Origin of the sequence: Galactobacter valiniphilus (genome assembly GCF_003575975.1) — a bacterium.
In the GTDB taxonomy this organism is placed as follows: domain Bacteria; phylum Actinomycetota; class Actinomycetes; order Actinomycetales; family Micrococcaceae; genus Galactobacter; species Galactobacter valiniphilus.
Genome location: NZ_QQXK01000025.1, coordinates 26,043 through 38,454, shown reverse-complemented (window position 1 = coordinate 38,454; position 12,412 = coordinate 26,043). Strand labels below are relative to the sequence as shown.

The 12,412-nt window shown below is 70.3% G+C and carries 12 protein-coding genes; 3 read left to right on the top strand and 9 right to left on the bottom strand.

The annotated features are described in order from the left end of the window. Positions 1 to 63 precede the first annotated feature (63 nt). Positions 64 to 1,815: a helicase HerA-like domain-containing protein gene (locus tag DWB68_RS12025; protein WP_119425366.1), complete on the top strand. Its 1,752-nt coding sequence runs from the start codon at positions 64 to 66 to the stop codon at positions 1,813 to 1,815. 10 nt (positions 1,816 to 1,825) lie between these two features. Then, positions 1,826 to 2,203, top strand: a complete 378-nt coding sequence (locus tag DWB68_RS12020; RefSeq protein WP_119425365.1) for an AmiS/UreI family transporter — start codon at positions 1,826 to 1,828, stop codon at positions 2,201 to 2,203. Between the two features lie 18 nt (positions 2,204 to 2,221). Here DWB68_RS12020 and DWB68_RS12015 read toward each other — a convergent pair whose 3' ends face one another. From DWB68_RS12015 to DWB68_RS12000, 4 genes are all read right to left on the bottom strand, one after another. Next, entirely contained in the window at positions 2,222 to 3,532 is a 1,311-nt protein-coding gene (locus DWB68_RS12015) for an MFS transporter (RefSeq protein WP_233548789.1), read from the bottom strand. Positions 3,533 to 3,813: 281 nt separating this feature from the next. Continuing rightward, on the bottom strand, positions 3,814 to 5,736 hold the full coding sequence (locus tag DWB68_RS12010) for an NHL domain-containing thioredoxin family protein (protein WP_119425364.1): 1,923 nt from the start codon (positions 5,734 to 5,736) through the stop codon (positions 3,814 to 3,816). Between the two features lie 201 nt (positions 5,737 to 5,937). Next, positions 5,938 to 8,040 carry a cytochrome c oxidase assembly protein gene (locus tag DWB68_RS12005; RefSeq protein ID WP_119425363.1) on the bottom strand — a complete coding sequence of 701 codons (2,103 nt, stop codon included), beginning with the start codon at positions 8,038 to 8,040 and terminating at the stop codon, positions 5,938 to 5,940. Between the two features lie 172 nt (positions 8,041 to 8,212). After that, positions 8,213 to 8,497 (bottom strand): HU family DNA-binding protein, encoded by a 285-nt coding sequence (locus DWB68_RS12000; RefSeq protein ID WP_119425362.1) that lies wholly within the window; start codon positions 8,495 to 8,497, stop codon positions 8,213 to 8,215. Positions 8,498 to 8,707: 210 nt separating this feature from the next. Between DWB68_RS12000 and DWB68_RS11995 the strand changes: the two genes are divergently transcribed. Next, positions 8,708 to 9,436, top strand: a complete 729-nt coding sequence (locus tag DWB68_RS11995) for a DnaJ family domain-containing protein (protein WP_233548788.1) — start codon at positions 8,708 to 8,710, stop codon at positions 9,434 to 9,436. A 169-nt stretch (positions 9,437 to 9,605) separates the two neighbouring features. Here DWB68_RS11995 and rpsN read toward each other — a convergent pair whose 3' ends face one another. From rpsN to DWB68_RS11970, 5 genes are all read right to left on the bottom strand, one after another. Continuing rightward, positions 9,606 to 9,911 carry a 30S ribosomal protein S14 gene (rpsN, locus tag DWB68_RS11990; RefSeq protein ID WP_119425361.1) on the bottom strand — a complete coding sequence of 102 codons (306 nt, stop codon included), beginning with the start codon at positions 9,909 to 9,911 and terminating at the stop codon, positions 9,606 to 9,608. Position 9,912: 1 nt separating this feature from the next. Further along, complete coding sequence (gene rpmG / locus DWB68_RS11985; RefSeq protein ID WP_119425360.1) at positions 9,913 to 10,080, bottom strand: 50S ribosomal protein L33; 168 nt, start codon at positions 10,078 to 10,080, stop codon at positions 9,913 to 9,915. A gap of 1 nt (position 10,081) precedes the next feature. Next, positions 10,082 to 10,318, bottom strand: a complete 237-nt coding sequence (gene rpmB / locus DWB68_RS11980) for a 50S ribosomal protein L28 (protein ID WP_119425386.1) — start codon at positions 10,316 to 10,318, stop codon at positions 10,082 to 10,084. A gap of 398 nt (positions 10,319 to 10,716) precedes the next feature. Beyond that, positions 10,717 to 11,199 (bottom strand): MarR family winged helix-turn-helix transcriptional regulator, encoded by a 483-nt coding sequence (locus DWB68_RS11975; RefSeq protein WP_119425359.1) that lies wholly within the window; start codon positions 11,197 to 11,199, stop codon positions 10,717 to 10,719. Between the two features lie 398 nt (positions 11,200 to 11,597). Next, on the bottom strand, positions 11,598 to 12,401 hold the full coding sequence (locus tag DWB68_RS11970; protein WP_119425358.1) for an ABC transporter permease: 804 nt from the start codon (positions 12,399 to 12,401) through the stop codon (positions 11,598 to 11,600). Between the last annotated feature and the right edge of the window lie 11 nt (positions 12,402 to 12,412).

Below are 12,412 nucleotides of genomic sequence, written 5' to 3'. Positions count from 1 at the left end.
CGCACGACGACGCGTGGCCGCGTCGCGTGGGCCGCGTCACCTTCTATCCCTAGACTGTGGCGCATGAGTGCCACGAAGAGCGCCGAGGAACGGGTCACCACGATCCGCGACGGCTACGCCATCGATGCCCCCGCCCTGACCATCGGCGCCGCGGTGGTGGACGGCACCACGTACGCCGACGCGCAGGTCAAGCTGCCGCTCGGCATGATGAACCGCCACGGGCTCGTCGCCGGCGCGACCGGCACGGGCAAGACCATCACCCTCCAGCTCATGGCCGAGCAGCTCTGCGCGGCCGGCGTCCCCGTGTTCCTCGCCGACATCAAGGGCGACCTCACGGGCCTCATCACGCCGGGCGAGGGCAGCGAGAAGCTGCTCGCGCGCACCAAGAGCGTCGGCATGGACTGGGCCGCCGCGAACTACCCCGTGGAGTTCCTGGCCCTCGGCGGCGACGGCAAGGGCGCGCCCGTGCGCGCCACCGTGACGTCGTTCGGGCCGCTGCTGCTCTCGCGCGTCATGGACCTCAACGAGACCCAGGAATCCAGCCTCCAGCTGATCTTCCACTACGCCGATCAGCGCGGCCTGCTGCTGGATGACCTGAAGGACCTGCGCGCCGTCATCTCGCACCTGACCTCGGACGAGGGCAAGCCGGAGCTCAAGGAGCTCGGCGGTCTCTCCTCGGCCACGGCCGGCGTGATCCTGCGCGGGCTCGTGAACCTCGAGGCCCAGGGCCTCGACCAGTTCTTTGGCCTGCCCGAGTTCGACTCCGCCGAGCTGCTGCGCCAGGCACCCGACGGCCGCGGCGTCATCACGTGCCTTGAGCTGCCCACGCTCATGCAGAAGCCGCTCCTGACCTCCACCTTCATGATGTGGCTGCTCGCCGACCTCTTCGCCGAGCTCCCCGAGGTGGGCGACGCCGACAAGCCCAAGCTCGTCTTCTTCCTCGACGAGGCGCACCTGCTCTTCAACGGCGCCTCCAAGGCCTTCCTGCAGCAGATCGCCACCACGGTGCGCCTCATCCGCTCCAAGGGCATCGGCCTGTTCTTCGTGACGCAGAACCCCACCGACGTGCCGGGCGAGGTGCTGGGCCAGCTCGCCAACCGCGTGCAGCACGCCCTGCGCGCCTTCACGCCCGAGGATGCCAAGGCCCTCAAGGCCACGGTCTCCACCTACCCGATCTCCGACTACGAGCTCGACGAGGTGCTGACGACCCTGGGCACGGGCGAGGCCGTCGTGACCGTCATGAACGAGAAGGGCGCCCCGAGCCCCGTCGCGTGGACCAAGCTCTGGAGCCCGCGCTCGCGCATGGGAGCGTCGGACGCGGCGGCGGTCGACGCCGCCGTGGCCGCCTCCGCGCTGCTGCAGCAGTACGGCACGGCAACGGACCGCGAGTCCGCCTTTGAGCGGCTCAACGCCGCCACGCCGGCCTCAACGCCCGACGCCGCGGCGCCGGGTGACGTGGTCAGTTCGGCCCCCAGCACGGGCGGCTCCGTGGGCGGCGCGCTGCCCGCGCCGGGCCAGAGCCAGGCCGACATCGACGCCGAGGCCCGCCGGATCGAGGCCGAGATCCTGGGCCTGCCTGTGCCCGCCGCCCCGGCGCCCTCCGCGCCGTCGGCTCCCGCGCCGAAGTCCTCCTCGTCCTCGCGTTCGCGCAAGAAGGCCGACGACTCGCTGAGCCTGCCGCCCACCAAGGCGCCCGCCCCGCGCGGCGGCGGCCTGGGCGAGCAGCTCGGCAAGGCGGCGGTCAACGTGCTGCAGACGCTCGGCAACGAGATCGTGCGCGGCATGTTCGGCACGTCTCGCCGCAAGCGCCGCTGAGGGCCGCGGCGTGGGTGATGTTGGTCTGCTGCTGATCGGCGCCGTCCTGCTCGTCAACGGGCTGGGCCTGCTTGGCCACGGCACCGGGCGATCCGGCGCGCCGCTGAATCTCTTGGTGGGCGGGGCGCAGCTCGTGCTACCCACGCTGGGGCTCGTGCTCGAGCACGGCGACCCCACCGCTCCGGCGCGCTACGCGCCCGTGTACCTCTTCGGCTTCACCTACGTGTGGGTCGGGGTGGACGCGCTGCGCGGTGACTCCGGGAAGGCGTTTGGGCTCTTCAGCGGCTTCGTGGCCGTGATCGCCGTGGTGCAGGGCGTGCTCTCGCTGCGCACCGACCCGGCGTTTGCGCACCGTCCCTCGGACGGTGAGAAGGCGCGACGGCGGTGAGAAGGCGCTGCGGGAGGCTCAGGCGGCGCGAGCCTCGGGCTCGCCGTCCTCGTCGTCGCCCCGGTGCAGGAGCACGCGCTCGCGCAGCTGCGCCCGGTACAGGCGCAGGCGCCCGCCGAGCTCGCCGCGGTGGTGCCTGGACCAGTAGAAGATCGCCCACAACGCCGCGAGCAGCGAGAGCCCGCCGCCCAGCGCCAGGGACGCCCGCGCGCCGAAGGTCTCGGCGACCCAGCCCATGAGGGGCGCGCCGATCGGCGTGCCGCCCTGCAGGACCATCATGTAGAGCGCCATGACGCGGCCGCGGTAGGCGGGCTCCACGTTCATCTGCACCGTGACGTTGGCGGAGTTGAGGAAGGTGATGGAGGCGAGACCCGTGGGGATCAGGAGCAGCGCGAAGAGCCAGAACTGCGGGCTGTACGCCGCGGCGATCGCGAAGACGCCGAAGAGCAGCGCGCCGCCCACGGCGTATTTGATGCGCGAGCCCTGCCGGCGCGCGGCCAGGAGCGCGCCGCCCAGCGTGCCGATCGCCATGATCGTGCCGACGAAGCCGTACGCCTCGGGGCCCTGGTGGAACACCGTGGTGGTCATGACCGCGTTGTAGATCTGGAAGTTCAGGCCAAACGTGCCCACCACAAACGCGACCACGAAGATCATGACGAGCGTGGGGCTGCCGAGCACATAGCGCACGCCCGCGCGCACCTGGCCCTTAGAACGCGGCACCCGCTGCTGCGAGCCGTAGAAGCTCTTCTCCTTCATGGCCGAGAGCGCGATGATCACGGCCACGTAGCTCGCGGCGTTGAGCAGGAAGAGCCAGCCCGTGCCGATGAGCGCAATGAGGATGCCGGCGATGCCGGGGCCCGCGAGGCGCGCTGCGTTGAAGCTCGTGGCGTTGAGGGAGACGGCATTGGGGACGAGGCGGTGCGGGACGAGGTCGTTCACGAGGGCCTGGCGCGGAGGCCCGTCGAAGGCCGCGACCACGCCGAGCAGGCCGGCGATGACGTACACGTGCCAGAGCTCGGCGACGTTCGTGAGGACCAGGATGCCCAGCAGCAGCGCGAGCACGCCCGAGGCGGCCTGCGTGATCTTGAGCATCTTGAGCTTGGACATGCGGTCGGCGACGAGCCCCGCATACGGGGAGAGCAGCAGGATCGGGAGGAACTGCAGGCCGGTGACGATGCCCGTGGCGGTGCCGGAATGATCGGTGAGCTGGGTCAGGACCAGCCAGTCCTGCGCGATGCGCTGCATCCACGTGCCGACGTTGGACACGAGGCCGCCGGCGAACCAGACGCGGTAGTTGCGCTCCGAGAGCGAGGCGAACATGCGGCTCATCGGCGCCCTCCCGTGTGTGCCGCCGTGGCCGCTTCCTCGGTCTCTCGTGGGGTGACCGGGGTGAGCATGGCGATCGCCGTCCTTGTGCAGGAAGTTTGGGAGGTTGCCTCCATACTGCCACCGCACGACGGCGCGCGGAAGGCTTTCGTGGGCAGCCTCACCCCGGGTGCGGGGCCGGGTTGTGGTCCGAAAACCGCGCGGAAACGGGACGACTCCCGCCCCTACTGGTCAGTACGCGGACCAGGGTGGGACGGGAGCCGTCTCGGGATATCGGCGGGCGCTTAGTTCACGCCGCGGAGGTCGAGGTCGAGGCGGTCCTCGCCGCCCTCGACCTGCAGCACCGGGATGCCCCAATCCTGCTGGTACAGGTGGCAGGCCGCGTGATCCGGGATCGGCTGGCCCTTCTCGCCGTCGCAGGAGGCCGCGCGGGCCGTGATGTGCAGGACGCCCTCGGTGATCTCCGGGTTGAGGACCAGCGTGCGGGTGAGGCCCTGCGAGGTGCCGGCGCCCTCGAGCAGCAGCTCCTCCGGGGAGGAGGAGATCTTCAGCTGCGTGGGATCACCCCAGCGCTCGTCGAGCTTCTGGCCGGCGGGGGCGGAGAAGCGCACGGTGATCTCGTGCGCGCCGGGCGCCACGGAGGTGCGGGGACGCTGGGACTGCGAGGCGCCCTCGTCCACCACTGCCACCTCGTGGGGCAGCGGGATGCGCACGAGCTGGTGCCCGTTGGTCTCCACGACCACCAGGACGGGATCGCCCTCGACGGTCGCGTCGACGAGCACCTCGGAGGGCTCGGCCAGGCCGCGGGCCAGCGTGCCAACGGTCTTCGTGGCGGGGTCGTAGCGACGCACGGCGCCGTTGTAGGTGTCGGCGAGGGCGAGCGAACCGTCGGGCAGCACGGCCACGCCGAGCGGATGCTGCAGGCGCGCGTCGACTGCCTCGCCGTCGCGGAAACCGAAGTCGTAGAGTCCCACGCCCACGCCGGTCTCCACGGAGGCAACGGTGCCGTCCTCCGCCAGGCGCAGCACGCGCAGGGAGGAGGTCTCGGAGTCCGCGAGCCAGACGTCGCCGTTGGCGTCCAGCGCCAGGCCGGAGGTCTGGGCGAACATCGACTCGGCGGCGGAGCCGTCCAGCAGGCCCTCGATGCCGCTGCCGGCCTCCAGGGTGACCTCGCCCGTCGCGGGGTCGAAGCCGAAGATCTGGTGCGTGCCGGCCATGGCCACGAACGCGCGACCGGCCTTCTCGGAGTAGACCACGTCCCACGGGCTGGAGAGGCTCGTCTCCAGGGCGGGCGAGCCGAGCGTGCGGGTCCAGGCGCCTGCAACGCGGGCGTTCTCGGCGTCCAGGAGGCGCTGCACACCGTTGCCGGCCACGGTGGTGACCTCGCCGCTGGTGAGGTTCACGCCGCGCAGGCGGTGGTTGACGGTGTCGGCGACGAGCACGTCGTAGCCCACCTTGGCCGCGAGCTCGGCCGGCAGCACGGTGGCGCCCTGCGGCTCGTCGAAGCGGGCCACCTCGGCCGCGCCGTCGGCGAAGCCCTTGGTGCCCTCGCCGATGACCTGTTCCACCGTGGTGAGGTCGTTGCCGAGCACCACGAGGCGGTGGTGGCCCGTGTCCAGGACGAGGAAGCGGCCGTCGGGCAGCGCGATGGCGGAGCCCGGGAAGCGCAGATCGCCCTCGCGGGCCGGCGGGGCCACGTAGGGGCCGTCGCCGCGGTGCAGGGTGCCCTTGGCCTCGTGCTCGGCGACGAGCTCGGCCACGAGCGACTTCAACCCGGCGACGTGTCCCTCGCCGGAGAGGTGGGCCACGATGTAGCCCTCGGGGTCCAGCACCACGAGCGTGGGCCAGGCACGGGCCGTGTAGGCCTGCCAGGTTTCAAGCTCCGGGTCGTCCAGCACGGGGTGGTGGATCTCGTAGCGCTCCACGGCGTGGGCCAGGGCCACGGGATCTGCCTCGTGCTCGAACTTGGGCGAGTGCACGCCGACCGTCACGAGGACGTCCTTGTACTCCTCCTCCAGGGGACGCAGCTCGTCCAGCACGTGGAGGCAGTTGATGCAGCAGAAGGTCCAGAAGTCCAGAAGCACGATCTTGCCGCGCAGCGACTCCAGATCGAGGGACTTGTCCCCGGTGTTCAACCAGCCGCGGCCGGTCAGTTCGGAGGCGCGCACGCGGACGGCGGAGCGCAGGGTGGTGGTGTTCTCGGACACGAAAGGACCTCGTAATCGCTTGTCGGCTGACGTGGATGCAAACCATCGTAGGCGGGAGTCTGTTCCCGCCCCGCCTCCGTGACGCCACGCGGCGCCGCCGGCACCCAAGCCGCCCCCGCGCCGTCGGGCGCTCAATCCCGCACTTTTCGTCGAGTCCCGCACCAATGGGGCGGGACTCGACGAAAAGTGCGGGAGGGAGCGTCAGTTGCGGCCCGTGCGGCGCTTCTGCTCGGCGTCGGCCGCGGCGAGGCGGGCGAACATGTCGTTGTACTCGTTGAGCTCGGCCTCGCCGGAGCGGTCGGCCTCGCGGTCGCGGCGCTTGGTCTCGCGCTCATCCGACCGGGACCAGCCGATGGCCACGCCGAGCGCCAGGAGCAGGGTCGGCACCTCGCCGATGCCCCACATGGCTCCGGCCCCCGCCTTCTGGTCGGCGATCGCGGAGTCGCCCCACGGGCGGCCTAGGTTGCCGAACCAATCGGGCTGGATGAGCACCTCGGTGCCCATGAGGCTCGTGGCGTAGAAGGCGTGGAAGACCATGGTCGCCAGGAGCATCACAAGCCGCATGGGGTACGTGGCGCGCCGCGGCAGCGGATCCAGGCCGATCATGTTGACGGCGAAGATGTAGCCGGTCAGCAGGAAGTGCACGATCATCAGCTCGTGGCCCACGTGGTAGCGCAGCGAGAGCCCGAAGACGTCCGTGTTGTAGAACAGGATGATCGAGCCGGCGAAGTTCACGGCGGCAAAGATCGGGTTCGTCACGAGGGCCGCGTACTTGGAGTGGATGAGCGTGAGCGTCCACTCGCGCGGGCCGCGCGTGCCGTCGTTGCGCGAGCCCATGGCCTTCAGCGCCAGGGCGATCGGCGAGCCGACCACGAGGAAGAACGGCGCCACCATGGTCAGGGCCATGTGGTCCACCATGTGCATCGAGAAGAGCACCATGCCGTAGACCGCCGGGGCGCCGGAGGTGATGTAGAAGAGCGCGATGAGCCCCACGTAGAAGCTCAGGAGGCGCCACACGCTCCAGGAGTCGCCGCGGCGGCGCACGCGCACGAACCAGCGCGTGTAGGCCACGGCGAGGAAGACGATGACGGCGACCCAGAGCCAGTCGAAACGCCACACGGTGATCCACTCGGGCAGGTGCAGCTCGGGCGGCAGCTCGTAGCCCGTGAGTCGGCGGGCCGGGGTCATCTCGGCCGGCTGTTCCTCGGGGACGGGCGGGGCCGTGCGGCCCAGCACCGTGGCCAGGCCCATGACCGCGGACATGATGGCGACCTCGACGCCGATCACCGACCACGCGGCGCGGCGGGCCGAGAGGTCGCCGGCGCGCAGGCGCGGGATGACGCTGCGGCGGTGGGCCAAGCCAAGGAACGCCAGGATCACGGAGAGGAAGAGCTTCAGGAGCAGCAGGATGCCGTACGGCGATCCCAGCTGGTCCAGGTGGTTCACGCGGATGAGCGCGGAGACCACGCCGGAGCCGACCACCAGGAAGAGCGCCGCGGTCGCGAGCGCGGAGAAGCGCGAGAGCACGTCGGCTCCCATGACGTTGCCCGACTTGCCCGTGACCTGCGGCGTGCGGTGGCCCAGCAGCCCGGCCACCACGGCCAGCGCGCCGATGCCGCCGGCCCACATCGCCACGCCGGCCAGGTGCAGGCCGATGCCGTTGACGGCGCCCCAGTGGTCGTCGCCGCCGGAGGCGTGGCCGATCAAGGCCATGGGGATGATGACGCTCATGGCGCAGACCGTGGCGCAGGCCAGGCCCGCCGGTGAGCGCAGCGCAAAAGCAAGGGTGGTGGTCAGCGCGGCCAGGATGGTGGCGGCGGCCCACGCGCGGCCCATGGCGATGTTCACGAGGAAGTCGCCGAAGCCGGAGGTGAAGGCCGAGTCGGTGCTCAGCGGCAGGCCCGCGGCGTCGGAGTAGGAGAGGACGGCCACGGCGGCGGCGGCGAGCGTCCAGACGGCCGCGGCGCCCGCCGCGACGTTCACGGTGCGTAGGAACGCCGGCTGCGGCTCCCCACCGTCGGTGCTCGTCTCCCCGGGGCCGGCGCGGTGCGGCTTGGTGCTGCGCGGCAGGATCGCCGTGGCAAAGATCAGGGTGCCGATGGTGAGCGTCATGGCGCCGTCGTGGATGAGCCGCGCGATCGGCAGGCCCCAGCGCGTGAACGCGCCCGGGTCACCCAGGGCGGAGGCCGCGACCGAGCCGGCCATCCAGAGGCCGAGCACCGTCACGATGAGCGCGATCGGCAGGGCGGGCAGGGCCAGCCACAGCGCAACGCGCGGGCGGTCCTTCTCGGCGATGTTCGCCATGTCTCTCTCCTCCGCGCGCCAGCAACCCGCGGGCACGCGGCTCCAAGTCTACGGCGTGTAGAACTCGCGGGCTGGCCGCGGGTCGGGTGCCTCACACGGCGCCAGGCACAGAAGAGGCCCCTCACACCCGAGGGTGTGAGGGGCCTGAAGCCGGTGCGAGCCCGGCCTCGACTCACTTCTTGGCGACGGCGGCCTTCAGCTTGGAGCCGGCGGTCAGCTTCACAGAGTGGCCGGCCGGGATCTGGATGGTCTCGCCGGTCTGCGGGTTGCGGCCCGTGCGGGCGGCGCGGTCGGTGCGCTCAACGGCGAGCCAGCCGGGGACGGAAACCTTCTCACCCTTGGCGACCTGCTCGGTGAAGGTGGCGAAGAGGGCATCCAGCACGTCGTTCACGACGGTCTTGTTGGCGCCGGACTTGTTGGCAACCTCGGCGACGAGCTCGCTGCGGTTCATAGACACGATCTGTCCTCCTGGACGTGGGTTCCTGCGGCCCTTGCGGGACGCTGGTTTACCCCGATTGGCCGGGGCGTTCCGAATGAAACTAACAGCATCTGCGGCCCTGTCAGGTCCGGATTGGCGTGTTTTCCAGGGATTTTTACGGCTCGAGGCTACTTGCGTCACTCCAGTCACATCAGTCACTCCTCGGGCCGTGTTCCACCCCACACCCCAGTGGAAGAATGGGCCCATGACGAGCGGCCAGGCGGCGCCCGTCAGGGTGCGGAGGACCCGCGCCTGCGCGCGGCGAGATACCGGGACGGGCTGGACGTCGAGGAGCTCGCGGCCCTCGCCGGGCGCACCTTCGACGGCGGTTCATCGCTCCTGCGCGGAGGCACGGAGGACTCCCCCGAGAGCTCCGCGGACGACGCAGCGGCCCACGAGGACCCGCTCCTCCCGCGCCGCCCGGGCTCCGAGGCGGCGCGACTCTCGGCCACGCTGGACGCCGTGGCCCGCACCGCCGTGGACCGGGCCATCGCCGACGGCGCGTTCGAGCACCTCGCCTACGCCGGCAAGCCGCTCCCCGACCTCGTCGCGTCCACCGACCCCGATTGGTGGACCAAGTCACTCATGCGCCGCGAGGAGGTCCACGCGACCGAGGGCCTCGGCCCGGAGGCGCTGCTCCTGCGCGTGGCCGACGCCCGGCTCGAGGAGACCCTGGACGCGCTGCACTCGGAGCAGGCCGTCCGCGCCGAGCTGGAGACGTTCAACCGGCGCATCGTCGAGGCACGGCGCCAGTTGCTCGGCGGGCCGCCGGTCATCACGCCCCTGCGGGACGTGGAGGCGGAGTTGAACGCCTGGCGCGCCCGGCGCGCCGCCCGGGCCGCTGCGTCCCTTCCAGCGCCCGACGACGCCGTCCCCGGCTCCCGCGCGCGGCGTCGCGGCTGGTTCCGCCGCGCCTGAGGCGCGCCCGCGTCGCGAAGGCGAGGACGCGCCGTCGTGCACCCCGCGCCGAACTGCCCCTTCCCCGCCCATCCCGGCCCCGCGCCGCCGGGCAAAGCAAAGAGCCCGCCCCACCGAGGTGGGACGGGCTCTTTGAAGCGTTCAGCTCATCGGCACGAGGCCGACAGGCTCACCAAGAGGACTTGGTGATGCCCGGCAGCTCGCCGTTGTGCGCCATGTTGCGCAGGCGGATGCGGGAGATGCCGAACTTCTGGAAGGTGCCACGCGGGCGGCCGTCGATGGCGTCGCGGTTGCGAACGCGCACCGGGGAGGCGTCGCGGGGCAGCTTCTGCAGGCCCAGACGGGCGGCCTCGCGGGCCTCGTCCGTGGCGTTGGGATCGATGAGCGTCTTCTTCAGCTCGAGGCGACGCTCGGCGTAGCGCTCGACCAGAACCTTGCGCTGCTCGTTCTTGGCGATCTTGGACTTCTTGGCCATCTCAGCGCTCCTCTCGGAATTCGACGTGCTTGCGAACGACCGGGTCGTACTTCTTCAGCACGATGCGGTCGGGGTTGTTGCGACGGTTCTTACGGGTCACGTAGGTGTAGCCCGTGCCAGCGGTCGACTTCAGCTTGATGATGGGACGAACGTCCTGGGACTTTGCCATATCAGAGCTTCACACCCTTCGCCTGCAGCTCGGCAACCACGGCGTCAATGCCGCGGGCGTCGATGGTCTTGATGCCCTTGACCGACAGCGTCAGCGTGACGTTGCGGCCGAGGGACGGCACGAAGTACCGCTTCTTCTGAATGTTCGGGTCGAACCGACGCTTATTGCGACGGTGCGAGTGCGAGATGCTGTGTCCGAATCCGGGCACGGCACCGGTCACCTGGCAACGTGCTGCCATGATCACTCCTCCAGTGTGTGTCTTGTGTGCTGCGGTTCCCGCGGGGGGAGTTTCTAGCGCGCCTCGCGGCACACCGAGCGTCCCCTACGAGTCCCGCTACCCAGTTGGGCGCACCGTGTTTCAGCCACATGGAGGCACCAGGCTGGGTGAGAACCAGCCGAAGCCCTCGAACGCTTCATCAGCGGTGTCCTGACACCGGTTGGGCACTTTTCCCTACCCGGTCGGCGTCATTTCTTCCGTGTATACGGGCCGCGCGATGCCTCCCCGTGATGCCAGGCATCGCAAAAGAGTGCGCGCGGAACGCGGGGTTAACACTACGGCAGAGGGGGGCGTTAACACAAAACGAGCGGGGTGCTTCGCATCACCGTGAACGCGCCGGCGGGGCCGCCGGGCGGGCCTCAGGCCTCGTCTTGGAAGATCCAGTGCGTCGGCTCGGCGTGCGCCACGATCTTGCGCCCAATCCGGGCCAGGTCCGCGGCGTCCTGCTCGTCGAGCCCGTCGAAGAGCTCCTGGCGGACCGACTCGACGTGCTCCGGGGCCACACGTTCCAGGAGCTCGCGCCCCGGCGGGAGCAGCTTCACCACGGTGACGCGCGCGTCCTCGGCGCTCGAGGCGCGCTTGACCCAGCCGCGCTCCTGCAGCTTCTTCACCACGTGGCTCAGGCGCGAGAGCGAGGAGTTGGTGCGCTCTGCCAGGCGCGACATGGGCAGCACCTCGCCCTCGGACTCCGAGAGCATCGCGAGCACGTGGTAGTCGAAGAGCGTGATCTTGGCGGCGCGCTGCAGCACGGAGTCCAGCTGCGCCGGCAGGCGCGTGGTCAGGGCCAGCACTGCGAGCCAGGCGCGGCGTTCCTCGGCGTTCAGCCAGCGCGGTTCAGTCATGCTCCCATCCTCCCACGTGCGCCAGCGGGCCGCCTGAACGCCTGCGGCACCCTGCCCCGCACCCTTCTGCGCGGCCCTCCCCTCCTGCGCGGCCCTCGCCTCACCTTCTGCGCACCCCTCCCCTCCCAAGATCGGAGTGCCACATGTCGTGTTTTGGGCCAAAAACACGACATGTGGCACTCCGATTTCGTGGGTGGGGCGGGCGCGGCCTGCGTGCCGGGCTCGGGGGGCAGTGCTGGGGCGGGGCAGGGCTGGGGCGGGGCGCGCAAGGCGCCCAGACGCGAAGGTGCCCGACGCCGAATGGGAACCACCCGGCGTCGGGCACCTGTCTGCTCCCGCCTTTTTCGTCCGATCCCGCACCAAAGGGGCGGGATGGAACGAAAAGTGCGGGATGGGGGCTAGCCGCGGGCGGCCAGCACCTTCTTGCGGCGGTACGAGACCACCTGTCCGATGATCACGATGAGCAGGGCGATGATGAACATCGCCGAGCCGATCACGTTCGCCTGCGCCGGGATGCCGCGGGCGGCTGCGACGTACACGAACTTGGGGAACGTGGAGAACGTGCCCGAGTTGAAGTTCGTGATGATGAAGTCGTCGAAGCTCATGGCGAAGGAGAGCAACGCCGCCGCCACGATGCCCGGGATCAGCATGGGGAAGGTGATCTTCCAGAAGCGCTGAACGGGCCCGGCGTAGAGGTCGGCGGCCGCCTCCTCGAGCCGGTCGTCGAGGCCGGCCACGCGGGCACGGACCGTGACGATGACGAAGGACATGCAGAACATCACGTGCGCGATGATCACCGTCCAGTAGCCAAGGTCCCAGCCGAGGTTGAGGAACTGCGCCAGGAGCGAGGCGCCCAGCACCACCTCGGGGGTGGCAAGCGGCAGGATGATCAGCAGATCGGCCGTGGAGCGGAAGCGGAACTTGTAGCGCACCAGGCCGATCGCCACCGCGGTGCCGAGGGCCGTCGCGATGAGCGTGGCCACGGCTCCCACGGAGAGCGAGTTGACGAGCGACTCGCAGGCGCCGGGCGCGCCGCAGGGGTTCTTCCAGTTATCAAGCGTGAAAGACTTCCACTGCAGGTTCGACTTGCCGCCGTCGTTGAACGAGAAGACGAAGATGTAGACGATCGGCACCAGGAGGTACACGAAGGCGAGCCCGCCCACGACGGGGATGAACCACTTGCCAAGTTTGGTGTTGTACATGGGTGACTCCT